Below are 23408 nucleotides of genomic sequence, written 5' to 3'. Positions count from 1 at the left end.
CGCGCGCGTTCAGGCGTGCGCCTTCGATGCAGCCGACACGTCCATCGCCCGTTGCAGCGCCTCGTACACCTTCGGCCGGTTGCATTGCGACACGTTAAAGCGCAAAAAGCCGGCCGCCGATTGCGACGCGCTGAACACATTGCCCGGCGCGAACACCACACTCTCGGCTAATGCGTGACGCGCGATATCGGCGGCGTCGAGCGCATCGGGCAAGCGCGCCCACACGAATATCCCACCGCGTGGCCGCGTCCACACTTCAAGGCCGGCATAGCCCAGCCGTCTGATCGTCTCCCCCATGGCGTCCGCGAGCTTCGCGCGCATCGATTCCAGATGCCGCCGGTAGGTGCCATCCACCAGCAAACGATGCACGACGCTCGCCGCAAGCTGACCGTTGCCGAACGTGGTGGCCAGCTTCAGGTCGACGAGCGGTTCGATCCACTCGCTGCGCGCCGCGATGTAGCCGCAGCGCACGGCCGCGGACAAGGTCTTCGAAAAGCTGCCGATCGAGACGACCCGCGCGAGACCGTCGAACGCCGCAAGGCGCGGCGCGGGTTCGTCTTCGAAGTCAGCAAAGATATCGTCTTCGATAATCAGCAGATTGTGCTCACCCGCCAGTTTCAGCAGCCGATGCGCAATGGCCGGCGCAAGCGTCGCGCCGGTCGGATTGTGGATCGCGGAATTGGTCACGTAGAGCCGCGGGCGGTGCTCGATCAGCGCCCGCTCGAATGCCGCCAGATCCGGACCGGACGGCGTATAAGGCACACCGACGATGCGGACGCGATGCGCGCGCAGCAGCGCCTGGAAGTTGAAGTAGCAGGGATCGTCGATCAGGACCGTGTCGCCGGGTTCGAGCAGAAAGCGGCAGACGAGATCGAGCGCGTGCGTGCCGCCGTCGGTCAGCACGATCTGCTCGGGCGGCGCGTCCACGCCGTGCTGTGCAAGCCGCCAGGCGAGTTGCTGGCGCAGCGCAGGCAGACCGAGCGGGCTCGCATAGTCGGCGAGCGGCGACTGCGGATCGCGCGCCACGGCACGCAACGCGCGGCGCACGCCGTCTTCCGGCAGCCATGAAGGCGGCATCCACCCGCAGCCCGGCTTGAACACCTTCGCACCGGCCTCCAGCGACTGCCGCGTGAGCCACAGCGGATCGACCTCGCGATCCAGCCGCGGCCCGAGATCGGCGAGCGCAAGCGGCGGCGCATGGCCGGACACGAAAAAGCCGGAACCGCGCCGCGCCACGATCACCCCTTCCGCGACCAGCCGGTCGTACGCTTCTACCACGGTCGACTTCGACACGCCGAGCGTCTCCGTCATCACGCGGATCGAGGGCACGCGCGCCCCCGGCATCAACGAACGGCTGGCGATGCGCTCGCGCAAGCTGTCCATCACCGTGCCGACCCGCGTGCCGACCCGCGTGCCGGCTGGCGCGCCCAAGGGCGCCCGGTTGGTATCGCTTTCCGCCATCTGTACTGCTCCATGTTCGGTACAGTTTGTACGAATTGTACTGATCCGTAGCTTACCCTTTGCAGCGCGAAAGCGGATGCTGTAGGTTCCATTTTCAATGCGCATGGACTCTTTCGATGGACAAGACAACGAACGGCTGGGTGAGCGGCATGGTGGGCGTGTTGATTTTCAGCGGCTCGCTACCCGCCACCCGCATCGCCGTACAAGGCTTCGATCCGGTGTTTCTGACGATGGCCCGCGCGACCATCGCGGGCACGTTGGGTCTGTTGCTTCTGCTCGTGTTTCGCGAGGCTCGGCCCGCGAAGCGCGACCTCGTCCCGCTGGTGATCGTCGCGCTCGGCGTGGTGGTGGGCTTTCCGCTCCTGACCGCCCTCGCGCTGCGCCACGTGAGCGCCGCGCACGCCGTGGTGTTCGTCGGGCTGCTCCCGCTATCCACCGCGATCTTCGGCGTGCTGCGCGGCGGCGAGCGCCCGCAGCCGGCGTTCTGGCTGTTCTCGGCGCTCGGCAGCGGCGCGGTGGTCGCGTTCGCCTTGCGCCACGGCCTTAACGCGTCGCCACTCGGCGATGCGCTGATGCTCGCGGCGATCGTCGTCTGCGGGCTTGGCTATGCCGAAGGCGCGCGGCTGTCGCGCCATCTCGGCGGCTGGCAGGTGATTTCGTGGGCGCTGGTGCTGTCACTGCCGGTGATGCTGCCGCTCGCCTGGTGGGCGCGGCCTGCATCGTTTGAAGGGGTGAGCCATGCGGCGCTGTGGGGACTCGCGTACGTGTCGCTCTTCAGCATGCTGATCGGCTTCGTGTTCTGGTATCGCGGACTGGCGCTCGGCGGCATCGCGGGGGTCGGGCAACTGCAATTGCTGCAGCCGTTCTTCGGCCTGCTGCTCGCCGGTTTGCTGCTGCACGAACAGGTGCCGCTCGCGATGGTCCTGGTGACCGTCGTGGTGGTCGCGTGTGTGGCAGGCGCGCGGCACTTCTCGCGGAGCGCGCCCGTGCGGCCGGCCGTCTGACCGGCGTCTCGCCCGCGTGTGCGTGCGTTCCCTGATTTTGGGACCGCGCGGGGTCGACTGTCGGATGAATATGTCATCATCTCGATAATCGATCCACCACTCGCGCCGCGACTACGATGCCGACCGCATTTGCACAAACCGTCGAAGCCCGCTTTGCCGAACTCACGCCCACCTCCAAGCGCGTCGCCAGTTACATGCTGGCGAATCTCGACCGGCTCGGCCTCGAAAACGCCGACCAGATTGCCCAGCAAGCCGGCACCAGCGGCATCTCCGTGGGCCGGTTCTTGCGCAGCATCGGCTACCAGAACCTGGATGATCTGAAGCGCGAGCTGCGCGGCGCGCAGGAGCGTCCGTGGCTAATTACCGACCGGCTCGACGCATTTCGCCGCACCTCCGGCCAACATGACGAAGCCACACCGGCCGCAAGCGGGCCTGATATTGCCAACCCCGCCCCCAACCCTGCTCTCGCCCACTCGCTCGAACTCGAAATCGGCGCGATCCAGCATGTCTACCAGCTTGCGCAATCGCCGGTGTTTGCCCGCGTGGCCGAACGCATTTCGAACGCTGACGCCGTGTATATCCTCGGTATTCAGTCCACGCGCGGCATCAGCAACGTTCTACAGCTACCTGGAGTACATCCGTCCACGCGTGTTCTATTCGGACGGCATGTCGGGCTCCTATGTCGATTCGCTGAACTCCGAGTTCAAGTCACCGTATCTGATCGTCACCGATACGCGCGCCTATTCGATGATCGCGCGCCGCTATTGCGAGGCGGCCACGCGCCGTGGGCTACCCTTTGCGCTCGTCACCGATATTTACTGTCCGTGGGCGCGCGAATTCGATGGTGATCTTTTGCAGGTGAAGACCGATGTCGGTCAGTTCTGGGACTCGCTGGCGCCGCTCACGTGCCTGTTCAATCTGCTGATTTCGGCGATTGTCGAACGGCTCGGCCCGGGCATCGACGAGCGCGTGGCACGCAACCGCGAACTGCAAAGCGAATTCGACCAGTTCGACCTTTGAGGCCGCGTTTGCGGAAAGCCACGTGATTGACGATCGGCTTACCGGCGGCCTCCGCGCTTCGCAATCGGATCAGGACGCGGTCGTCGCCGCGGCTTCCCCACCGAGATACGCGTCACGGATCCGCTCATCGCCGAGCAGGGACTCCGCCGTGCCTTCGAGCACGACGCGGCCGGTCTGCAACACGTAGCCGTAGTGCGCGATTTCCAGCGCGAGGCTGGCGTTCTGCTCGACCATGAAGAACGTCACGCCTTGCTTATTGATCGTGTCGATCAGTTCAAGCACTTTATCGACGTAGAGCGGTGACAAACCCATCGTGGGTTCGTCCATGCAGATCAGTTTCGGCCGGCTCATCAGCGCGCGCGCCATGGCCAGCATCTGCTGTTCGCCACCCGAGAGCGTGCCCGCCTTTTGCACAAGGCGTTCTTTCACGCGCGGGAACAGGCCCAGCACGCGCTCATAGTCGTCGTCGATGGCAACACGGTCGCGCCGTGTGTATGCGCCCATCAGCAGATTCTCACGTACCGTCATGTCGCCGAACAGCCGCCGCGCCTCGGGTACGGACCCAACACCGCGCCGTACGATCTGCGGTGTACTGAGTCCTGTAATCGCCTCACCTTCGAACGTTATGCTGCCGGAGCGCGGCTTGTGCAGACCGAGAATCAGCTTCATGGTGGTCGATTTGCCGCTCGCGTTGCCGCCGAGCAAACTCACGATCTGCCCGCGCCGCACTTGAAAATTGACGTCGAAATGCACCTGCACGGGACCGTAAAACGTCTCGATGTGTTCGAGTTTCAGTAGAGCGTCGCTCATCGTCGATGTTCCAGAAGTTCAGGCCGCGACGCGCACAGCCGCCGCGCCGCCGACATTGCGATGACCCAGATACGCCTCGATCACACGCGGATCGTTGCGCACGTCGCGCGGCAATCCTTCAGCGATTTTCCCGCCGTTGTCGAGCACGATCACGCGATCCGATAAGCGCATCACCATGTCGAGCTTGTGTTCGATCAGCAGAATGGTCAACCCGCGCGCTTTCAGCTGCTGGATCAGCACCAGCATCTCGGCGGTTTCGGATTCATTCATGCCAGCCGTCGGCTCGTCGAGCAGCAGGATGCGCGGATGCAAGGCAAGCGCGCGGGCGATCTCGACGCGTCGGCGGTTCGCATACGACAGGCTATGCGCCGGATGATCGATACGCGGCGCGAGGCGCTCGCCAAACCCTGCGATGATCTCGCGCACTTCGTCGCGTAACGCCGCGTCTTCACGCCGGATCGAAGCGGGTCCGATCAGCGCACGCGCGACTTCGGCGATGGCGCCGACAATCGGCCAACCCGTGCGGGTAGCGCGCAAACGTGCATGCGCGCCGATCAATACGTTGTCGAGCACGCTCAGATTGCCGAACACGCGGCCATGTTGAAACGTGCGCGCAAGTCCGAGCGCGGCGAGCTTTTCCGGCCGCACGCCGGTGATGTCACGGCCGTCGAATTGCACGCTGCCCGCGTCTGGCGTATCGAGCCCGGTGATCAGATTGAACAGCGTCGACTTGCCCGCGCCGTTCGGCCCGATCACGCTGACGAGTTCGCCTTCCGCAATCGAAAGATCGACGCCGTTCACCGCGGTCAATCCGCCGAAGCGCCGTGTCACGCCGCGCACGTCGAGAAGAGTCTGTGTCATGTGCGCTCCGTCATACCGTTCCCAGCAAACCCTGCGGCCTGAACCGCACCAGCAGCAGCAACACCAGGCCGTAGATCAACATCCGATAGTCTGCCGCCCAGCGGAAAATCTCCGGCAGGCCGATCAGCGCGACCGCGCCGACAATGCCGCCCAGCACGTTACCGAGGCCACCGAGAATCACCATCGTCAAGGCGAGGATGGACACTTGCGAGTCGAAAGTCTGGTTGTTGATGTAGCTATACAGATGCGCCGCAATCCCGCCGCTGATGCCGGCAGCCAGTCCGCCGAACGCAAACGCGATCGCCTTGTAGCGGTTCGGGCGAATCCCGTGGGAGCGCGCGGCGACTTCGTCTTCGCGAATCGCCCGCAGCGTGCGGCCCAGATGCGAGCCCAACAGCCGCGTTTGCAAGAGCGCCAGCACGATCAGCACGCCCAGCGCGAACCAGTAGATCGCGCGAGCGCTGTCGGGCGTCCAGCCAAACACCGACAACGGCGCAATGCCCGCGATGCCGAGCGGGCCGCGCGTCAAACTATCCCAGTTGAGGATCACAAGGCTCACCACTTCGCCGATGCCGAGCGTCGCAATCGACACGTAGTGGCCGCGCAAACGGAACGCCGGATAAACCAGCAGCGTGCCCAGCGCGGCGGTGATCAGGCCGGCGCAGAAGATCGTCACGACGGGTGACCAGCCGAGATTCGTCGACAACAACGCAGAGGCGTATGCGCCGATCACCAGCAACGCAGCATGACCAAGCGAAATCTGTCCAACCGTACCCGCCACCAACGTCAGGCTCAACGCCAACATTCCGTACAGCCAGGCATTGGTGAGCGTTTGCAGGAGATAGGACGAACTGGCGACGAACGGCAGCGCAACCGCAGCCAGTGCCAACGCAATCACCACGGCACGCGGCACTTTCACCGCTTTGCCCGCCGACAGGAACGTGCCCGTCATCGGCTCGGGCGGCAAACGGCGGCTGCCGCTAAAGAGTCCATTGGGACGCCACACCAGAAACAGCAACAGCAAAACGAACGCGAACAGATCGCGGTAACTGGTGCCGAAGATCGCCACGCCATAACTCTCGACCAGACCCAGCAGCAGACTGCCGACAATCGCGCCCGGCACGTTGCCCAGACCGCCGATCAGCAACGCCACCACGCCTTTGAGCGTGGCCTGGAAACCCATCGCCGGATCGATGCTGTTGTAGTACATGCCGACCAGCAAGCCGCTCACGCCGCCGAGCGCGCACGCAATTGCAAACACCGCCTGATTGACGCCGTTGACGTTGACGCCCATCTGCTGCGCCGCGTCCCGGTCCTGCGCAGTGGCGCGTACGGCCCAACCGAGACGCGTGAAACGCAGGAACACATAGAGCACGGCAGCCGCCGTCACGCCAATACCGGCGATCAGCAGATCCAGCGAACCGATCGTTGCGCCGCCGAGGCGAAAGTGCCAATCAGGCAGCGTGCTCGGCACCGGCCGCGGATCGGCGCCGAACAGCAACTGCGCGCACTGATCGAGCACGAAGCTGATACCGATCGTCGCGAGTAGCGGCGCGATGCGTGCCGCGCCCTGCAGCGGCCGCAAGCCAATGCGCTCGATCGCAATGCCCAGCAGCCCGCAGCCGACCACCACCGCCAGCAAGGCCAGCGGCAACGGCAAACCGAGCCGCGTCAGGCACAACCAGCCGATGAAGCTGCCGATCATGTACACCGAGCCGTGCGCAAAGTTAATCAGATGCGACACGCCGAAAATCAGCGCGAGGCCAACCGCCAGCAATGCATAGATATTGCCGACGATCAGTCCGTTGATCGTGTAGTCGAGCCATGAAGCCATAGCATTCAGATCCGGTGAGAAGCAGACACGTGAGCGTTGCTTGTGCGTTGCCCAGACGTTATTTCGAAGCGACCAGCGGCTTGGAACCGTCCCATTGTGCGAACTGATTGTCCTTGACGACCAGGTACACGCTGCGCGCGCCGGCCACGCGACGTGTCTGCGGATCGAACTGCACCTTGCCGAAGATCAGGCTCGGCACGTCCTTGATCTGCTTCAGGCCGTCATGCACTGCCTGACGGGTCACGCCGTAGCGGCGCATGACTTCCGCCGAAACGATCATCGCGTCGTAAGCGCGCGCGGCGAAGGTATCGGGCTCGCCGCTGTACTTCGTGCGATAACGCTGCACGAAGTCCTGCACTTCAGGCCGCTTGTCGCCGGGGAAGAAATTTGATTCGGTGAATACGCCATTCGCGGCCTCACCCGCGAGTTCGAGGAATTTCGGCGAATAGACCGAGCCCACTGCCGCGATCGGTTGCGTCAAACCCGACGAACGCGCCTGGCGCACGATTTGCGCGCCATCCGCGTAGTACGAGATCAGCACGAGCGAATCGGGCTTCGCTTCGTTCACACGCACCAGCGTCGCGCGGAAATCCTTTTCGGTCGGCTGATAGCCTTCCGCCGCGACAACCTGTGCGCCATCCTGCGTGGCCGCTTTCGCAAAAATGTCCTTGCTGGTGCGGCCCCAATCGGTATTCAGATAGAGCACGGCAATACGCTTGAAGCCGAGTTCTTTCGTCGCGTAGTGCGCGAGCAGCGGCTGCTCTTCGGCTTGACTCAGCGCCGTGCTCCACATGTAGTCGCCACCCTTGGTGAAGGCGGGGTGCGAATTGGTGAAGCCGAATTGCACGAGTTGTGCCCGCTGATAAATCGGCGAAGCAGCCATCGAGGTCGTGCTCGACAGGTCACCCAGCTCCAGCAGAATGCGCGGATCGCCGACGAACTTCTGCGCGATCGACACGGCCTGGCGCGGGTCGCCACGGCTGTCCTCGAAGTCATAGGCAAGCGGGCGACCCTTGATGCCGCCCTGGCTGTTGATCTGCTCCAGCGCGAGATCGAAGCCGCGCTTCCACTGCGTGCCGTATTGCGCGTCCTGTCCGGTCAGCGGTCCGCTCACGCCAATGAGATACGGCTCGCCCGTTGCGGCGCCGGCGTAGGCCGGCGAGGTTGCTGCGATGCCCACTACTGCTGCGAGCATCGGCAGCGTTTTCAGCCAGCGTGACCAGTTGGTCCGCGACGATTTGGATTCGTGTTTCATGTTTGCCCCGCCTGTCAGCTTCAAAGTGGGGCCATGTAACCACGGTGAATTCCGGCGAACCAACGAAGTTTTGGGAATATGGTTATCACGCAGGAGAGGATGCCGCCGCTCGCTCGCGGCAACGCAACGAGCCCGTGTTCACGTCCATGCGCTGACACACCGTGGTATCTCGTTGACGCAACTGACTTTTCTCTCTTCCGACACGCGCCATATGAAACAAAATCCGCGCCGCCGCGTCCTCGCCGGCGAATCCGCTTCGCATTTTTTCGGCTGTCGATATCGGAATTCATTATATAAATCCCGCATTCAGACGACCCTACAATGCGCAGACCGAATTGCCAGGGTGAGTCATGGAGCTGCATCAACTCGAAGCATTTTCGGCGGTTATGTCCGCCGGCAGCATCACCGGTGCGGGACGTCTGCTCGAACGCTCGCAGCCGGCCGTCACGCGTCAGATTCAGGAGCTCGAGGCGGATCTCGGCTATGCGCTGTTCAATCGCAACGGTCCGCGTGTGACGCCGACGCATCGCGCGTTTCTGCTTTACGAAGAAGTCGAGCGTTCGCTGATCGGGCTGAAGACCATCGAGCAACGGGCACGCGCCATCGGCCTCGACGAAGCGGAACCATTGCGCGTGGCGGCCACGCCCGCGCTGGCGGCGTCGATCGTGCCGCCCGCCATCGCTTCGCTGCCGCCGCTCGGCCACGCACCGCAATTCCAGTTACGCAGTTTGTCGGCGGAACACGTCGTGCATGAAGTCCTGACTCGTACCGCGGATATCGGTCTGGTGACGCTGCCGATCGGGCATGCGGGACTCGACATCCACTGGATCGCCGAAGCGCCCTGCGTGGCGCTCGTGCAGAGCGGCGATCCGCTAGCCACGCAGCCGAGCATTGCGCTGCGCGATCTGGCGGACCGGCGCATCGTCACCGTGGCGAACCGCTTTCGGTTGCGGCATCGGATCGACGCAGCGTTCGCGGCTGCGCGCATTTCCGCTGACGTGTTTCTCGAAACCAATGCCTCGCTAAACGCAGTGATGGCCGCTCGCGCGGGCGCCGGTGTCGCGATCGTGGATCCGGCCACCGGACTCGGTCTGTCTATCGAAGGTGTAACGGCGCGGCCGCTCGACTGCGCGATTCCGTTCTTCTTCGGCGTCGTGACGCCCGCAGGCAAACCATGCCGCGCGGCCGTCGACGCATTGCTGCGATCCATCGAGCACGCGACCCGTGAGCTGCTGGAAGGCGTTGTGCTACATCCCGCCCAGCAACACGATGCACTGCTACAGCGCGAAACCCGCGTCTCCCGTGCGCGCACCAAACACCCGGAACACACAGCATGAATCGCCTTGCCGCACTCGAAGCCCGCTTGCGTGAAGATCTGCGCTGGCTGGAATTACCCGCACCCTCGTGGGTTCCGCCGCGTTTCGCCGATGCTGAACGCGTGCTCGATGTCGCCGTGATCGGCGGCGGCATGGCGGGGCTCGCCGCGGCGGCGGAACTGCGCTGGCTCGGCATCGACAATCTGCAGGTGATCGACCGCGCGCCGTCAGGACGCGAAGGTCCATGGGTATCGTTCGCGCGAATGGAAACGCTGCGCTCGCCCAAGCAACTCACGGGGCCCGCCCTGCGCATGCCGGCCCTCACGTTTCGCGCGTGGTACGAAGCGCAATTCGACAGCGCTGCGTGGGATGCGCTCTACAAGATTCCGCGAACGCAGTGGATGGACTATTTGCGCTGGTATCGCGAGGTGCTCGATCTTCCGGTGCAAAACGACACCACGTTGACCTCGCTACGTCCTCGCGACGATGGCCTGCTTGAACTCGATCTCGCTGATGCGAGCGGGCAGCGTACGGTGCTCGCGCGGCATGTCGTGCTCGCCACCGGACGCGACGGTTTGGGCGGTCCGTCGGTACCTGGTATCGCCAATACGATTGCGCACCGCTACTGGGCGCACTCCGCGGAGGCAATCGATTTCGCCGCATTGACCGGCAAGCGTGTCGGTGTCGTCGGCGCGGGTGCGTCCGCCTTCGACAATGCCGCGACCGCGCTCGAAACGGGTACGGCCAGCGTCGATCTGTTTATCCGCCGTGACGATATTCCGCGCGTGAACAAGCTGACGGGCATCGGCAGTCCGGGGCTCGTGCATGGTTTCGCCGATCTCGACGATGCGTCCAAATGGCGTTTCCTGCATTACGCACAGACCGAGCAAACACCACCGCCAAGAGACAGCGTGCTGCGGGTTTCACGCCACGAGGGCGCACGCTTTCACGTCGGCAGCCCAATTGTTGCACTCGATGAACGCGACGGCGCGCTCGCGGTAACGACGCCGAAAGGCCACTACGTGGTCGACTTTCTGATCTTCGCGACCGGCTTTCATTCGGATATCGCCACGCGCGCCGAATTCGCGCCGTTCGCCCGCTTTGTGCGGCGCTGGAAAGACCGCTATCAAGCGGACCCGGCGTTGCCTTCGTACGAACTGGCCGAGTCGCCGGATCTCGGCGCCGCGTTCGCGTTTCAGGAGCGCGAGCCCGGCACGTGTGCCGCGCTGACGCAGATCCATTGCTTCAATCATGCCGCGAGCCTCAGCCACGGCAAGCTCTCCGGCGACATCCCCGCGATCAGCGATGGCGCGCAGCGCCTGGCACGCGGCATCGCAAGCCGCCTGTTCGACGCGGATCGCGAGCGGCACTATCAGGCGCTGCTCGCCTTCGATACGGCTGAGCTGCGCGGGGACGAATGGAGCGATGCGGATGCATCGTCCGACACTTCGCGCGCTCGCCTGCAAGCAGAGAACGCAGCTGAAAACACCGATTAACCCGCCGGAGCAGACATGACCGACCTCGCTTCACCGACTCAAGCCGCAACGCCCTCTGGCGCTGACACCATCGACACCCTCGCTGGTCTGCAAGCCGGCAGCGCGCTCGCCGCGATCCGCCACGCGCGCGACAAAGTCGCGCTGCACACGCAACGCAGCGAAGACGCGTTGTTCGATCCGGCGTTGCCCGACTTATCGCTGCAGGAGCGTTTGTTTGCCGCGTGGTATGCCGCGCGCCTTTCGCTCGCCAACGACCTCGCCGATGCCTACGCAGCGAAGCTCATCGCCCTTGGCGCACAGCCGACCACATTCGACGCAATCGAAGCAGGCACGCTCGACGCCGCCACCGACGCTCGCCTGATCGCGATCCTCTCGCACGTCAAACTGCTGACGATCAAGCCAGTCGAAGCACGCCCCGAGCATCTGCAAACGCTGCAGCAGGCCGGCATCACGACACGCGGCATCGTCGCGTTGTCGCAATTGATTGCGTTCGTCACTTATCAATTACGCGTGGTAGCGGGCCTGAAGGCATTGCGCGCCGCACAGGAGGCAGCATGAGTCAGGTGAACACCAGTGCATCGCCGGTTGATCCATTCAACGGCTTCACCTTCGATACGCTCGGCTGGCGCGCATGGCTCGACACGGTCAGCCTCGCCGGCGCCACACTGGAGCAGATCGCCGTGCTCGAAGAGAGCCACCCGCACGCCAAGACCTCCGACTACTATCTGCTGCTGGTCCAACAGGCGGAAATTCTGCGGCAGCGCTCCGGGGTCTTCAACGCGATCATGTATGCGCCAGGAGGCCTGCCGCGCGCCGAGCGCGAACTCGCCAGCACCGTGGTGTCGCGCGTGAACGGCTGCGTGTATTGCGCTTCGGTGCATGCGCAACGATTCGGTCAGCTCGCGAAGCGGACCGACGCGATCGAACAGGTTTTTGAAGATCCGTCGAGTGCAGGCACGACGGAGCGCGAGCGCGCGATCATCCAGTACGCGATCGAACTGACCGACCACCCTGAAAACGTTGACGCCGCCGCCATCAAGCGGCTCGAAGCCAACGGCCTGACGCAGGCGGAGATTCTCGACCTGACTCACGCTATCGCGATCTTCGCGTGGGCCAACCGGCTGATGCTCACGCTTGGAGAACCCGTGTTTCCGCAAGCCGAATAGGTCACCGGTCGCATTGCGGTATCCTCACGGGCTCGTTCAGAAGGAGTATGCATTCATGAAGTTTTCGATTTGCGTGGCGGTTGCCGCCCTGACGCTGACCACCACCGCGTACGCGCAAACCTCGCAAACCTTTCGCTTCGGCGAAGGCCAGAGCTCGCTGCCGTCCGGCAATGCCCATCCGGCACCCGCGCCCGGCGCCCAGGCCCAACAGCCGCAACCGGTGCAGGCCCAGCCACAACCGCAACCGGCGGAACAGGCTCCGGCCAAGCCGAAGCACAAGGCAAAGCATCACCGGCATCATCGCGGGCATGTGACGCAGCCGGATACTTACTCGCATAACTGATCGGCGAAACGCATGCCACGTGCATGCGTCTTCACGACGAAAATCCGTAGCGCCCGGCGCAGCCGCATGGCCGGGCGCTGCGCGCCATCCCTCGATCACGCCGCTCACCTATGCATACGCGGATACTGCCTATAGGTCGCGGCGATTTTTGATTCGCTTCAAATTCTTGCCCGCGGCGGGCATAGTGAAACGTATCCTCAGACTCACCGCCGACAGGACCACGTATGAGCACCACCCGCCCCGCCCCCTCCACGCCCCACTCAGCCGACTCCACTGCCTCCGCGCCCTTGATCCGCGATGCCACCGAAGCCGATCTGCCCGCAATCCAGGCGATCTACGCGCACCACGTACTGACCGGCGTCGCTTCGTTCGAAGAAATTCCGCCTTCCGTCGACGACCTGCGCACGCGGCTCGCGTCGGTACGCAGTCACGGGCTGCCGTACATGGTGGCCGAGATCGACTGCGAAGTCGCCGGCTACTGTTACGCGACGCCGTACCGGCCGCGCCCCGCCTATCGCAACACGATCGAAGATTCGATCTATGTGAGCGACGCCTATCGCGGACGCGGCCTGGGGCGCGTGCTTTTGCAGGCACTGATCGAGCGCTGTGAAACCGGACCGTGGCGGCAAATGGTTGCCGTGATCGCCGACGGCGGCAGCGGCGGTTCGCTGTCTTTGCATACGCAGTTAGGCTTCGAATTGACCGGCACGTTGAAGGCGGTCGGCTTCAAACACGGCCGGTGGCTCGACACCACGCTGATGCAGCGAACGTTGGGCGTGGGCGATTCGACCGTGCCGGATGACGTGGCGCGTTAAAATCCCCTCATGCCCAAAACGCCGCCCCCCATTTCGCCCTCGTCCGACGCCCCGAGCGTCCCGGCAAGCGCCACGCCGCGCAACGAATACACGGTCGACGAACTCGCGCGCGTGAGCGACACCACCGTGCGCAACGTGCGCGCCTATCAGGATCGCGGCCTGCTCGAGCCGCCGGAAAAGCGCGGCCGCGTCGGCGTGTATGACGACACGCATGTCTCGCGTCTGAAGCTGATCAACCATCTGCTCACGCGCGGCTACACGCTCGCGAACATCCAGGATCTGATCATGGCCGTCGACGAAGGCCACGATCTGCGCTCGATCCTCGGTCTCGAAACCGCGATCGGCAGCCGCTGGTCGCGCGAACGGCCGAAAAAATACTCGCTGCTCGAACTGCTGCAAATGTTCGGCGACAAAGCCTCGCCGAGCGCCTTGGGCAAAGCGGTCGACCTGGGTTTGCTGGAGCGCGACGGCCTCTCCTTCGTGTCCGGCAGCCCAACGGCGCTGGCCGCCGGCGCGACCATGGCCAAGGAAGGCATTCCGCTTGCCGACCTGCTCGACGCCGTGGGTATCGCGAGGCCCCATTTCAATGCGGTCGCCAAGGCGCTGGTCGATCTGGTGGTCCGTCAACTGGATCGCTATGACGCCGACGCCCTGCCGCCGCCCGCCGATGTGCCCGCCCTGGTCGACGCGATCTGGCGTGTGCGGCCGCTGGCGATGGTGCTGGTGGAAAGCGAAATGAACCGCGCGCTGGAAGAAGCCTCCGGCGATTATCTCGGCGACCGTGTCGCGGCGATCATGGAAAAGAAGCTGGGTCACGCGCCCGAAAGCACGGCAGCCGAGCGCGCCGCGGCAAAGAAAGATAAACCCAGGAAATAGCATTACACGCGGCCATTTGCTCGCGCTAGCTGTGCTGTTCGCGTGCGCGACGAGCGCCTTCCCCTTCCGCGCGCAAGCTGGCGCTTTCATACCCCGGCTGTTCGCGCGCGCGTCATATTCAAATCTGCATTGCTTCGTTTGATCGGCGGGACGTCCATGCGACGATCTTCGACTAATCGAACGCAATGGAGATTCGCAGCATGTCCCGTCATACCCGTATTTCGCTACACGTCGCCGCTGCGTTGCTGGCGGCGCTCACCACATTCAACGCGACCGCGCAGAGCACCAGTAATGGCAACGGCAGCGAGCCGGCCAACGTGCTGCGTATCGGCTATCAAAAGTCGGGCTTACTCGCGATCCTCAAGGCGCAAGGCTCGCTCGACGAAAAGCTCAAGCCGCTCGGCTATAGCATCAAGTGGTTCGAATTCCCGGCCGGCCCGCAACTGCTCGAAGCGCTGAACGCGAACAGCGTCGACTTCGGCTATACCGGCGCGCCGCCGCCCGTGTTCGCGCAGGCCGGTGGCGTGCGCTTCGTGTATGTCGGCGCGGAGCCGTCAGGGCGTCATGCCGAGGCGATTCTGGTCAGAAGCGATTCCGCGCTGCATAGCGTGGCGGAATTGAAGGGCAAGCGCGTCGCGCTGCAGAAGGGTTCCAGCGCGAACTATCTGCTGCTCGAAGCGCTGAAGAAAGCCGGCCTGCGTTACGAAGACGTTCGCCCGGTGTATCTGGCGCCCGCCGATGCGCGCGCCGCCTTCGAAAGCGGCACCGTCGATGCATGGGCGATCTGGGACCCTTACTACGCGGCCGCACAACAGACGCTGAAGGCTCGTACGCTGGTCGATTATGCCGAGCTCAATAGCCCCAATAATTTCTACGAGGCGACGCGCGACTTCGCGCAGCAGCATCCGGATGTGATCGGTGCGATTCTTGGACAGTTGCGCACCACCGGCCTATGGGTGAATGACCATCCGGTGGAAACTGCTGCGCTGATCGCGCCGAAGGTCGGCCTCGATCAGAAGCTGGTCGAAACCTGGGTGCGCCGTTATCCGTACGGCACCACCGCCGTGACCGACGAGATCGTGCGCTCACAGCAGGTTGTCGCGGATGCGTTTTACGGCGCGCATCTGATTCCGCAAAAAATCACGGTGAAGGACAACGTCTGGCAGAACCGCGACGTGACTGCAGCGCTGGCCGCGAAGTGAAGCGGCAGCGGGGTGGAGCGTTGCCGGGCTGCACGCCCTTACGCATAGCCAGCGTAGTCAGGAAAAGCGGACCCGCCGGTCCGCTTTTTTTACGCCTGGCGCCTTCGCCTTCATTTCACATTGCGAAAAATCCTTGGACCTGTCTTAGAGACAAGGGTCTAACAGCCCGCTTGCGTCATCCGTTGACAGTCTCTATTGTTACATCAATCAATGTAACAGTTAAGAGCCGACAACAAGGAGACGGATCGGATGAACGCACGCATGATGCCCCCCGACGACGCGGCGCCCAACGCATCCGCGCCCGTCGATACCGATATCGCCATCATTGGTTCCGGCTTTGCCGGCCTCGGCATGGCGATCCGGCTGCGGCAAGCCGGCATGACCGATTTCATCATCGCCGAAAAGGCCGAGTCGGTTGGCGGCACCTGGCGCGACAACCACTACCCCGGTTGTGCCTGCGACGTGCAATCCCACGTCTATTCGTTCTCCTTCGCCCCGAATCCGCGCTGGACCCGCATGTTCGCGCGCCAGCCGGAAATTCGCGCCTATCTGGAAGAATGCACGCAACGCTTCGGCATCCAGCGCCATTTGCGCTTCGGCCATGAACTGGCCTCCGCGATCTACGACGAAACCCGCCACCGCTGGCAACTGACGTTCGCGAACGGCCAGCAATGGTCGGCGCGCGTGCTGATTTCGGGGATGGGCGGACTGTCACGCGCGGCCCTGCCGACCATTCCCGGCATCGAGAAATTCAAGGGTAAGGCGTTCCACTCGCAGCACTGGGACCACACGTATCCGCTCGAAGGCAAACGCGTCGCGGTGATCGGCACCGGTGCGAGCGCGATCCAGTTCGTGCCGCAGATCGCGCCGCGCGTCTCGCATCTGAATCTGTTCCAGCGCACGCCGCCGTGGATCATGCCCAAGGCCGACCGCGCGGTGAAGCCGTTCGAACAGTGGCTGTTCAAGCATCTGCCGTTCACGCAGAAGATCATGCGTTCGGCGCTGTACTGCATGCTCGAATCGCGCGCTTTCGGTTTTGCGATTCATCCTTCGCTGATGAAGACCGCGCAGAAAGTCGCGGAGCGGCATCTGCGCCGCCAGGTGCCCGATCCGCAACTGCGCGCCACGCTCACGCCGAACTACACGATGGGCTGCAAGCGCATCCTGATCTCGAACGACTACTTCCCGGCGCTGTCGCGTCAGAACGTGTCGGTGACGACTACGGGTATCGCTCGCGTCGAAGAAGATGCGGTGATCACGACCGACGGCGCGCGTCATCCGGCCGATTGCCTGATCTTCGGCACCGGCTTTCAGGTGGCCGACCCATTTCCGGCGGGCGTGGTGCGCGGCCGTGGCGGCGTCGATATCGTCGATACATGGCGCGACGGCGCGCATGCGTATCTCGGTACGACACTGCCTGGTTATCCGAACTTCTTCATGATCGTCGGTCCGAACACCGGCCTCGGCCACAACTCGATGGTGTTCATGATCGAGTCGCAGGTCGAATACGTGCTGCGCGCGCTGAAGACGATGAACGCGGAACGCGCCGATGCGATCGAAGTGCGTCCGCATGTCGAGCGCGCCTACAACGAACAGATCCAGCAGAAACTCGGCCGCGCAATCTGGTCGACGGGCGGCTGCAAGAGCTGGTATCTCGATCCGAAGACCGGCAAGAACACCACGCTGTGGCCAGGATTCGCCTACAAATTCCGCCAGGCCACCAGCACCTTCAGCATGGACGATTACCTCGCGTATTCGCCCGCGGTGCAGCCGGTGGGCGGCCACGCGGGCTCACAGCAGCAACCCGTGCATGCACATGGCAATGCAGCCGCGACATCCGCCGAAGCAACCTGAAAAAACATAACGACAAGGCACCGTTCAGAGAGGACAGGAGATAAGCCAATGAAGAACTTCACCGACAGAGTGGCCGCGATCACCGGCGCAGGCTCAGGCATGGGCCGTTCGCTCGCGATCCGGCTGGCGCGCGAAGGCTGCCACCTTGCACTCGCCGATCGCAATGCCGCGAGCCTCGCCGAAACCGCGCAGCTCGCACAGGCCGCCGCGCCGCATATCGTCGGCTCGCCGCTGCGTATCACTACGCGTGTGCTCGACGTGTCGGACCGCGCTGCGATGTTCGAATGGGCCGCTGAAACGGCCGCGCAGCATCAGCGCGTGAACCTCGTGTTCAACAACGCGGGCGTGGCATTGTCGAGCACCATCGAAGGCATGGAGTACGCCGACCTGGAGTGGATCGTCAACATCAATTTCTGGGGCGTGGTGCACGGCACGAAGGCGTTTCTGCCTTATATCAAGGCGTCGGGCGAAGGACACATCGTCAATACGTCGAGCGTGTTCGGCCTGTTTTCGCAGCCCGGCATGAGCGGCTACAACGCAACCAAGTTCGCTGTGCGCGGTTTTACCGAAGCATTGCGCCAGGAACTCGATCTGATGAAGTGCGGCGTATCGGCCACCTGCGTGCACCCAGGTGGCATTCGCACGAGCATCGCGCAGTCGAGCCGGATCTCGTCGAACATGGTCGGCTTCATGCTGGAAAACGAACAGCAAGGCAAGGACGATTTCGAGAAGTTTTTCATCACCACCGCCGACGAAGCCGCACGCGTGATTCTCGACGGCGTGCGCAAGAACAAGCGGCGCGTGCTGATCGGCCGCGATGCGCGCGCCGCCGACTGGCTGGCGCGTACGTTGCCGGCCGCTTATCAGGCGCTGGTCGTGATGCAGACGCGCCGCATGAAACGCATTGCGGAAAAGCGCGCACGCCGCGCCGCGCAAGTGGACGGCCGACGTGCGTGATGCAGCGCCTGACGGCGTGCAGCGCGCAATGCAATCCACACGATCAACAGGACATAAAGGAAAACAGGGAGAATGGCCATGATGCCGGTTCGCCGCGACCTCCGCTTCAACTTACCGCCCGAACGCGCCTCGGATTGGCACGTGCAGGGCTCGCATGTGACACACTTCTTCAACGCGCTTTCGCTGCTCTTCCCTGCCGGCGAACGTTTCTTCATGGACAGCGTGCGCTACTACCGCGACCAGATCGACGACCCGGTGCTGAAAAAGCAGGTGCTCGGCTTCATCGGCCAGGAAGCGATGCATACGCGCGAGCACATCGAATACAACGATCTGTTGCAAGAAGCGGGTTTGCCCGCGCATAAGCTCGACAAGCGGCTGTGGGCGATTCTCAACTTCGGCCGCAAGATCCTGCCGCATTCGTATCAACTCGCGGTCACGGTCTGCCTCGAGCATTACACGGCGATGCTGGCGGGCCTGCTGCTGGAGGACGCATCGCGAATCGGCGGTTCGGTCGAAGGCTATACGCAGATGTGGACGTGGCACGCGCTCGAAGAAACCGAACACAAGTCGGTTTCGTACGACGTGTGGAATACGGTGCTGAAGCCCGGCCTCGGACGCTATCTGCTGCGCACTGGCACGATGCTCGCCACGACGCTGACCTTCTGGCTGATCGTGTTCGACTTCCACGTGCGTCTGCTAATCGCCGATCGCAAACGCGGCGGCCATATCCGCGGCATGTGGCGCGTCGTGAAGTATCTGTACGGCCCGCGTCATGGCGTGTTTCCGCGTATTGCCGGCGAATGGCTGAGTTTCTTCCGACCGGGCTTCCATCCGTGGGATCACGACAATCGCGCGCAACTGTCGCGCATTGACGGCCTAATCGCCGCGGTGGACGCCACCAACGCCGCCACGCCGAGCGCACGTAAAGCCGCACGACGCGGCGTGCAGGCGGCCGCGTGATACGCGACACGCTGTCGGTCCAGGCCGGCGACGTGCGTCTCGCGGTCTACGTGAGTGGACCGCGAGACGCGCCGCCGATCGTGCTGGTGCACGGTTATCCGGATTCGGCGGCGGTGTGGGAGCCAGTGCGCGCGCAACTCGACGCGCGCTACCGCGTCATCAGCTATGACGTGCGCGGCGCAGGGGCATCTGACGCACCCGGGTCACGCGCGGCTTACCGGCTCGAACGGTTGGCCGCCGATCTCGCGGCCGTCGCCGATGCAACGTGCGGCGCGCGACCGTTTCACCTGGTCGGCCACGACTGGGGTTCCATTCAAAGTTGGGAAGCGGTCACTGATCCGGCCTTCAAAGGCCGCATTGCGTCGTACACATCGATCTCAGGGCCGTGCCTGGATCATGCGTCTTTCGGCTTACGCGGCGTTAGCGCTGGTGATGATGCTGGTGCTGGTGCCGATCGTGCGGAACAGTCCAATGCGCATCAGACAGCCAAGCGCCCGTTCGGCAGCGGCCTTCGGCAAACACTCAAATCCTGGTACATCTTCTTCTTTCACCTGCCGTTGCTGCCGGAGCTGGTATGGCGCGCGGGCGGCGCACGCACGTGGCCGTTATGGCTGCGCCTGACCGAACGGGTACGCCCTGAACGCGATCCTGCGCAGATGCGTAACGCGATCAACGGTCTGAATCTTTATCGCGCCAATTTCATCGACAAGTTGCTGCACCCGCGTGCGCGCCATGCGCATGCGCCAGTGCAATTCATCGTGCCGCTGCGCGATCGCTACGTCGGGCCCGAGCTCTCCATTGGACTCGAAGGCTGGCTCGGTCCGTATAGCCGCACCGAAATCGATGCCGGGCATTGGGTCGTATTGCGCGAACCCGAGCGTATCGCGGCAGGCATCGAGCGCTTTGTCGAGCAGCACCGGGCACTGCAAGCAGACAACGGCGGCCCCGGCGCCTCGTCGGTCACCGGTCGCGCGGCAGGCGTGTGAACAGCGTCGGATAGTCGATCACGAGGCCGTCTTCATCCACCGTCAGGTCCGCGGTGAAATTGCGGAAGATGCCCTCATAGCGATATACGCGATTCAATTCGATGCACGAATACGCCTGCCCGGCACGCGTGACCTCTAAATCCGGCGTCGAAATATAAGCCACGGAAATCGGCTGACGTTCGCCTTCGGCCAGTTGCAAACGGCGGATCGGCAACGTGTTCGTATAGGGCGTGGCGGCGATATCGATATCGATGCAGCCTTCAATCGCGCTCAGCACGAGGCCATGCCCGTCGTGCCAATGGCCGGCGCCGTCGCCGTGCAATTCCAGCTCAGCGCCGCCGACGATCTTCAGCCACGCATACGTGGTGCGCCATTGCGCATCGCAGCGCACCTTATAGTGCAGGCCATATTCCTTGCCGTAGCGCTGCCCGACCAGGACGCTTTCCACCGCAAAGCCGTCCGCGCGCGCGTCGAACACCAGATGTTCGAAGCCGTCGCCTTCTTCCGATGCCCACCTTAGTTCACGCATCAGCCTGTCTCCTTGTGGAACGGCGCGGCAAACGCGCCGGGTTTCTATCGTAGCGCGAAAATTTTCGGTTCGCCGACGCATCGTTTTCCGGCTTTCGGCTCTATCGTGCGCATGTGTCGCAAATAGCCACTATCAACGGCGGCGATGCCCGGCGCGGCGCCAGTAGCCTATGCTCGCGGTTTATTTTCAACCTGACCCGCTGCGCGTGCCTCACCGGCACGCGGCAAAGTCGCGCCGCATCGAATCCGCCGCCCTCAAACCATGCACGCCGCCGCAACCGAAGCACACTCCGCCGCCTTGCGCACCCTGCTGCGCAGTTTTGGCCAGATCGTGCTGCAACCGAACGCCTTCACCGGCGCGTGCCTGCTGGGCGCGTGGCTGCTATACGATCCACGTCTCGCTTGCGCGGCGCTGATCGGCGCGATCGCGGCCAACGTGAGCGCGGTGCTAGCCGGCTATCGCGAGGACGACACGCGCGCCGGCCTGCATGGCTTCAATGGCGCGCTGGCCGGTCTCGCCGCGTTCAGCTTCATCGCCGACAACGCGACGGCCGCCGCCGTGGCCATCCTGGCTGCGACAGGCACGGCATGGCTGCTGGAACCGTGGTCGCGCTGGTTGCGCGCGCGTGGTCTCGGCTATTTCTCGAGCCCCTGTTTGATCGTCACGTGGCTTTGGCTGCCGCTGGTGACACGTGTCGCTCAACAAGCAAGCCTCGCCACCGAACCCACGCTCAGCGCGGTGCAATTGAGCAGCGGCTTACTCGCTGGATTCGCGCAAACCGGCTTTGCGTCCGGCGCGTTGGCAGGCGTGCTCATATGGATCGGCATTGCGGCTGCGTCAAGACGGCACGCGTTGTGGGCGCTGGTCGGCGCGGGCCTCGCGAGCGTCATGCACCTGCTGCTCGGCGCGAGTGCAAGCTCGTTCGACGCAGGCCTGTTAGGATTCAACGGCGCGCTGACCGCGATCGCACTGACCGATTGCGGCATCGCGATGGCGCTCGGCGGTGTTGTGCTTTCGGTCGTGCTGCAGATGGCGGCTGCTTACTATGTGTTGCCGGCCATGACCGCGCCGTTCGTACTCTCGACGTGGAGCATGCGGTGGCTCACTGGCCGTTTTACGCAAGGTACGGCAGTGGCCGGAGCGGCGAAGCGTGTCGACTCCGGAAGGCGTGTCGCGTCGTCAGCATCGTTCAGGCGCCCGGGTTAGCACTGCGGGTTTGGGTTGAAGATTTGGGCCAAGGGCTTAAGCCTCAGGTTTGAGTGCAGATCCTGGCCGCGGGTTTAACCCACGGACCCAAGTCGCAACCACAGCTCATCAAGCAATCTCAGGAGACAGACATGTCGTTCACCCACACGCCCACTGGCCGTGTCGCCGAGGCGGAGCCAAGATCCGAAGCGGAACAGCAGACCCGCGTCGACCTGGCGGCCGCCTATCGCCTCGCAGCGCTCAACAGCTGGGACGATCTGGTCTACACGCATATCTCGGCCAGCGTTCCCGGCGAACCCGGTCACTTCCTGATCAACCCGTTCGGCCTCGCATTCGACGAAGTGTGCGCGTCGAACCTGGTGAAGATCGATATCGAAGGCAACATCGTCGGCGCGAGCGAGCATCCGGTCAACGCCACCGGCTTCGCGCTGCACGCCGCCGTACACGCGGCACGTGCCGATGCTTTCTGCGTGATGCATTTGCACAATACGGCAGGCGTGGCGGTTTCCGCACAACCGGCCGGCTTGCTGCCGGCGTCGCAACATGCGCTGCGTTTTTATGGCCACCTCGCGTATCACGATTACGAAGGCCTCGCCTTTACGCCGACCGAAGGCGAACGCCTCGTCGCGCATCTCGCCAACAAACCGGCCATGCTGTTGCGCAATCACGGCACGCTGACGGCCGGCCGCACCGTCGCCGAAGCCTATGTATTGATGGCGACGCTGATCAAGGCCTGCGAAATCCAGCTGCAGGCGCAAGCATGCGGCAGCGAACTTGTCGTGCCGGGCGATGCCGTCGCAGCACGCACAGCCGATCAACTGTACGACGGCGGTGCGATTGAAGGCGCGGTGGAATGGCCTGCGTTGCTACGCAAGCTCGATAGGCTCGATCGCACATACCGCGATTGAATTCACTTCTCAACGTCACTCATCACGGAGTCATGCAATGCCCACGTTTCGTATCGAACTCTTCGAAGGCCGCTCGCTGGAACAAAAACGCCAGTTCGTCGAAGCCATTACCAAAGCGACTTGCGAATCGCTCGGCGTCGAACCGAACTCGGTGGACATTATCCTGACCGACGTCAGACGCGAAAACTGGGCAACGGGTGGGCGTTTGTGGTCCGAACCGGACGCTTGATTGTCCGTATTGACCATCCAACGTCTTAATCCTGTCCGATTGTCACAACAGATTCGCGGCCTGTGAGCTGAAAAGCCGCCACTGGGTCTGTCCGTGGACAGTAGCGCGACACGGGGCGCTTCGCGACTGAACCGAAGTCCGTGCGCCATAGAAAATGCTGCGCGCGTTGCGCGCGCAGCAGGTACTTCTGGGTGACGCGTATCTGAAACGCGTCGGCGTGGCAGTGTCGACAGACGCCGCCACGCCACCCGGCAATTAGAACCGGTGGATGATGCCTACGCCCGCAGCAAACTGGCTGCGTGACGAGGACGGCGCGCTGT

Annotated in this window: 22 protein-coding genes and 1 pseudogene; 17 read left to right on the top strand and 6 right to left on the bottom strand. The window is 63.5% G+C overall.

Features of this window, described 5'->3' with window-relative positions; all coding sequences use genetic code 11:
- Nucleotides 1-9 precede the first annotated feature (9 nt).
- Nucleotides 10-1461: an aminotransferase-like domain-containing protein gene (locus tag BM438_RS23055; protein WP_093638349.1), complete on the bottom strand. Its 1452-nt coding sequence runs from the start codon at nt 1459-1461 to the stop codon at nt 10-12.
- A gap of 116 nt (nt 1462-1577) precedes the next feature.
- Between BM438_RS23055 and BM438_RS23050 the strand changes: the two genes are divergently transcribed.
- Together BM438_RS23050 and sapR are read left to right on the top strand one after the other, a co-directional pair.
- Nucleotides 1578-2465, top strand: a complete 888-nt coding sequence (locus tag BM438_RS23050; RefSeq protein ID WP_093638346.1) for a DMT family transporter — start codon at nt 1578-1580, stop codon at nt 2463-2465.
- A gap of 116 nt (nt 2466-2581) precedes the next feature.
- Nucleotides 2582-3485: pseudogene (gene sapR / locus BM438_RS23045) on the top strand (sap1 transcriptional regulator SapR).
- Nucleotides 3486-3554: 69 nt separating this feature from the next.
- Here the strand turns inward: sapR and BM438_RS23040 are convergent.
- From BM438_RS23040 to BM438_RS23025, 4 genes are read right to left on the bottom strand one after another with little or no spacing between them, the layout of a single operon-like run.
- The gene (locus BM438_RS23040; RefSeq protein WP_093638343.1) at nt 3555-4295 is read right to left on the bottom strand and encodes an ABC transporter ATP-binding protein; all 741 of its coding nucleotides are present in this window, start codon (nt 4293-4295) and stop codon (nt 3555-3557) included.
- Nucleotides 4296-4313: 18 nt separating this feature from the next.
- Nucleotides 4314-5156 carry an ABC transporter ATP-binding protein gene (locus BM438_RS23035; protein WP_093638339.1) on the bottom strand — a complete coding sequence of 281 codons (843 nt, stop codon included), beginning with the start codon at nt 5154-5156 and terminating at the stop codon, nt 4314-4316.
- 10 nt (nt 5157-5166) lie between these two features.
- Nucleotides 5167-6990 carry an ABC transporter permease gene (locus BM438_RS23030; RefSeq protein ID WP_093638336.1) on the bottom strand — a complete coding sequence of 608 codons (1824 nt, stop codon included), beginning with the start codon at nt 6988-6990 and terminating at the stop codon, nt 5167-5169.
- A gap of 58 nt (nt 6991-7048) precedes the next feature.
- Nucleotides 7049-8245: an ABC transporter substrate-binding protein gene (locus BM438_RS23025; RefSeq protein ID WP_093638333.1), complete on the bottom strand. Its 1197-nt coding sequence runs from the start codon at nt 8243-8245 to the stop codon at nt 7049-7051.
- 350 nt (nt 8246-8595) lie between these two features.
- Between BM438_RS23025 and BM438_RS23020 the strand changes: the two genes are divergently transcribed.
- The 12 genes from BM438_RS23020 to BM438_RS22965 all read left to right on the top strand — a co-directional run bounded on the left by BM438_RS23020 (nt 8596) and on the right by BM438_RS22965 (nt 20216).
- Nucleotides 8596-9582, top strand: coding sequence for a LysR family transcriptional regulator (locus BM438_RS23020; RefSeq protein ID WP_093638330.1), 987 nt, complete (start codon nt 8596-8598; stop codon nt 9580-9582).
- The gene (locus tag BM438_RS23015) at nt 9579-11057 is read left to right on the top strand and encodes an NAD(P)-binding domain-containing protein (RefSeq protein ID WP_093638326.1); all 1479 of its coding nucleotides are present in this window, start codon (nt 9579-9581) and stop codon (nt 11055-11057) included. The genes BM438_RS23020 and BM438_RS23015 overlap by 4 nt, the downstream gene beginning before the upstream one ends.
- Nucleotides 11058-11072: 15 nt before the next feature.
- Nucleotides 11073-11615, top strand: a complete 543-nt coding sequence (locus tag BM438_RS23010; protein ID WP_093638322.1) for a CMD domain protein — start codon at nt 11073-11075, stop codon at nt 11613-11615.
- Entirely contained in the window at nt 11612-12223 is a 612-nt protein-coding gene (locus BM438_RS23005) for a peroxidase-related enzyme (protein ID WP_093638319.1), read from the top strand. The genes BM438_RS23010 and BM438_RS23005 overlap by 4 nt, the downstream gene beginning before the upstream one ends.
- 55 nt (nt 12224-12278) lie before the next feature.
- The gene (locus tag BM438_RS23000; protein ID WP_093638316.1) at nt 12279-12566 is read left to right on the top strand and encodes a hypothetical protein; all 288 of its coding nucleotides are present in this window, start codon (nt 12279-12281) and stop codon (nt 12564-12566) included.
- A 224-nt stretch (nt 12567-12790) separates the two neighbouring features.
- Nucleotides 12791-13381, top strand: a complete 591-nt coding sequence (locus BM438_RS22995) for a GNAT family N-acetyltransferase (protein ID WP_093638313.1) — start codon at nt 12791-12793, stop codon at nt 13379-13381.
- Between the two features lie 9 nt (nt 13382-13390).
- Complete coding sequence (locus BM438_RS22990) at nt 13391-14257, top strand: MerR family transcriptional regulator (RefSeq protein ID WP_093638310.1); 867 nt, start codon at nt 13391-13393, stop codon at nt 14255-14257.
- Between the two features lie 200 nt (nt 14258-14457).
- On the top strand, nt 14458-15459 hold the full coding sequence (locus BM438_RS22985) for a sulfonate ABC transporter substrate-binding protein (protein WP_093638815.1): 1002 nt from the start codon (nt 14458-14460) through the stop codon (nt 15457-15459).
- A gap of 249 nt (nt 15460-15708) precedes the next feature.
- Entirely contained in the window at nt 15709-17313 is a 1605-nt protein-coding gene (locus BM438_RS22980; RefSeq protein WP_093638307.1) for a flavin-containing monooxygenase, read from the top strand.
- Nucleotides 17314-17361: 48 nt separating this feature from the next.
- Complete coding sequence (locus tag BM438_RS22975; protein WP_093638305.1) at nt 17362-18270, top strand: SDR family NAD(P)-dependent oxidoreductase; 909 nt, start codon at nt 17362-17364, stop codon at nt 18268-18270.
- A 78-nt stretch (nt 18271-18348) separates the two neighbouring features.
- Entirely contained in the window at nt 18349-19230 is an 882-nt protein-coding gene (locus BM438_RS22970) for a metal-dependent hydrolase (RefSeq protein WP_093638812.1), read from the top strand.
- A complete protein-coding gene (locus BM438_RS22965; RefSeq protein ID WP_093638302.1) occupies nt 19227-20216 on the top strand; it encodes an alpha/beta fold hydrolase in 990 nt (329 codons plus the stop codon). Before BM438_RS22970 ends, BM438_RS22965 begins: the two co-directional genes overlap by 4 nt.
- Here BM438_RS22965 and BM438_RS22960 read toward each other — a convergent pair.
- Nucleotides 20191-20745: a putative glycolipid-binding domain-containing protein gene (locus BM438_RS22960; RefSeq protein WP_093638299.1), complete on the bottom strand. Its 555-nt coding sequence runs from the start codon at nt 20743-20745 to the stop codon at nt 20191-20193. The two genes, BM438_RS22965 and BM438_RS22960, sit on opposite strands and share 26 nt — an antisense overlap.
- Nucleotides 20746-21006: 261 nt before the next feature.
- On the opposite strand from BM438_RS22960, the gene BM438_RS22955 reads away from it, so the two are divergent.
- The 3 genes from BM438_RS22955 to BM438_RS46725 all read left to right on the top strand — a co-directional run bounded on the left by BM438_RS22955 (nt 21007) and on the right by BM438_RS46725 (nt 23088).
- Nucleotides 21007-21951 (top strand): urea transporter, encoded by a 945-nt coding sequence (locus BM438_RS22955; protein ID WP_093638296.1) that lies wholly within the window; start codon nt 21007-21009, stop codon nt 21949-21951.
- 131 nt (nt 21952-22082) lie between these two features.
- Nucleotides 22083-22859, top strand: a complete 777-nt coding sequence (locus tag BM438_RS22950) for a class II aldolase/adducin family protein (protein WP_093638293.1) — start codon at nt 22083-22085, stop codon at nt 22857-22859.
- A complete protein-coding gene (locus BM438_RS46725; protein WP_093638290.1) occupies nt 22741-23088 on the top strand; it encodes a 4-oxalocrotonate tautomerase in 348 nt (115 codons plus the stop codon). The genes BM438_RS22950 and BM438_RS46725 overlap by 119 nt, the downstream gene beginning before the upstream one ends.
- Nucleotides 23089-23408 lie beyond the last annotated feature (320 nt).

It is taken from the genome of Paraburkholderia aspalathi, from assembly GCF_900116445.1.
GTDB lineage: Bacteria > Pseudomonadota > Gammaproteobacteria > Burkholderiales > Burkholderiaceae > Paraburkholderia > Paraburkholderia aspalathi.
The sequence above is the reverse complement of the archived record's forward strand: the minus strand, read 5'-3'. Positions and strand labels throughout refer to the sequence as shown.

Coding starts and splice junctions, on each gene's coding strand:
- BM438_RS22970 (WP_093638812.1), top strand. CDS start 18,349: ATGATGCCGGTTCGCCGCGACCTCCGCTTCAACTTACCGCCCGAACGC.
- BM438_RS22955 (WP_093638296.1), top strand. CDS start 21,007: ATGCACGCCGCCGCAACCGAAGCACACTCCGCCGCCTTGCGCACCCTG.
- BM438_RS22975 (WP_093638305.1), top strand. CDS start 17,362: ATGAAGAACTTCACCGACAGAGTGGCCGCGATCACCGGCGCAGGCTCA.
- BM438_RS22985 (WP_093638815.1), top strand. CDS start 14,458: ATGTCCCGTCATACCCGTATTTCGCTACACGTCGCCGCTGCGTTGCTG.
- BM438_RS23010 (WP_093638322.1), top strand. CDS start 11,073: ATGACCGACCTCGCTTCACCGACTCAAGCCGCAACGCCCTCTGGCGCT.
- BM438_RS23025 (WP_093638333.1), bottom strand. CDS start 8,245: ATGAAACACGAATCCAAATCGTCGCGGACCAACTGGTCACGCTGGCTG.
- BM438_RS22950 (WP_093638293.1), top strand. CDS start 22,083: ATGTCGTTCACCCACACGCCCACTGGCCGTGTCGCCGAGGCGGAGCCA.
- BM438_RS23015 (WP_093638326.1), top strand. CDS start 9,579: ATGAATCGCCTTGCCGCACTCGAAGCCCGCTTGCGTGAAGATCTGCGC.
- BM438_RS22990 (WP_093638310.1), top strand. CDS start 13,391: ATGCCCAAAACGCCGCCCCCCATTTCGCCCTCGTCCGACGCCCCGAGC.
- BM438_RS23040 (WP_093638343.1), bottom strand. CDS start 4,295: ATGAGCGACGCTCTACTGAAACTCGAACACATCGAGACGTTTTACGGT.
- BM438_RS23030 (WP_093638336.1), bottom strand. CDS start 6,990: ATGGCTTCATGGCTCGACTACACGATCAACGGACTGATCGTCGGCAAT.
- BM438_RS23055 (WP_093638349.1), bottom strand. CDS start 1,461: ATGGCGGAAAGCGATACCAACCGGGCGCCCTTGGGCGCGCCAGCCGGC.
- BM438_RS23035 (WP_093638339.1), bottom strand. CDS start 5,156: ATGACACAGACTCTTCTCGACGTGCGCGGCGTGACACGGCGCTTCGGC.
- BM438_RS22995 (WP_093638313.1), top strand. CDS start 12,791: ATGAGCACCACCCGCCCCGCCCCCTCCACGCCCCACTCAGCCGACTCC.
- BM438_RS23050 (WP_093638346.1), top strand. CDS start 1,578: ATGGACAAGACAACGAACGGCTGGGTGAGCGGCATGGTGGGCGTGTTG.
- BM438_RS23005 (WP_093638319.1), top strand. CDS start 11,612: ATGAGTCAGGTGAACACCAGTGCATCGCCGGTTGATCCATTCAACGGC.
- BM438_RS22980 (WP_093638307.1), top strand. CDS start 15,709: ATGAACGCACGCATGATGCCCCCCGACGACGCGGCGCCCAACGCATCC.
- BM438_RS23020 (WP_093638330.1), top strand. CDS start 8,596: ATGGAGCTGCATCAACTCGAAGCATTTTCGGCGGTTATGTCCGCCGGC.
- BM438_RS46725 (WP_093638290.1), top strand. CDS start 22,741: ATGCCGTCGCAGCACGCACAGCCGATCAACTGTACGACGGCGGTGCGA.
- BM438_RS22960 (WP_093638299.1), bottom strand. CDS start 20,745: ATGCGTGAACTAAGGTGGGCATCGGAAGAAGGCGACGGCTTCGAACAT.
- BM438_RS23000 (WP_093638316.1), top strand. CDS start 12,279: ATGAAGTTTTCGATTTGCGTGGCGGTTGCCGCCCTGACGCTGACCACC.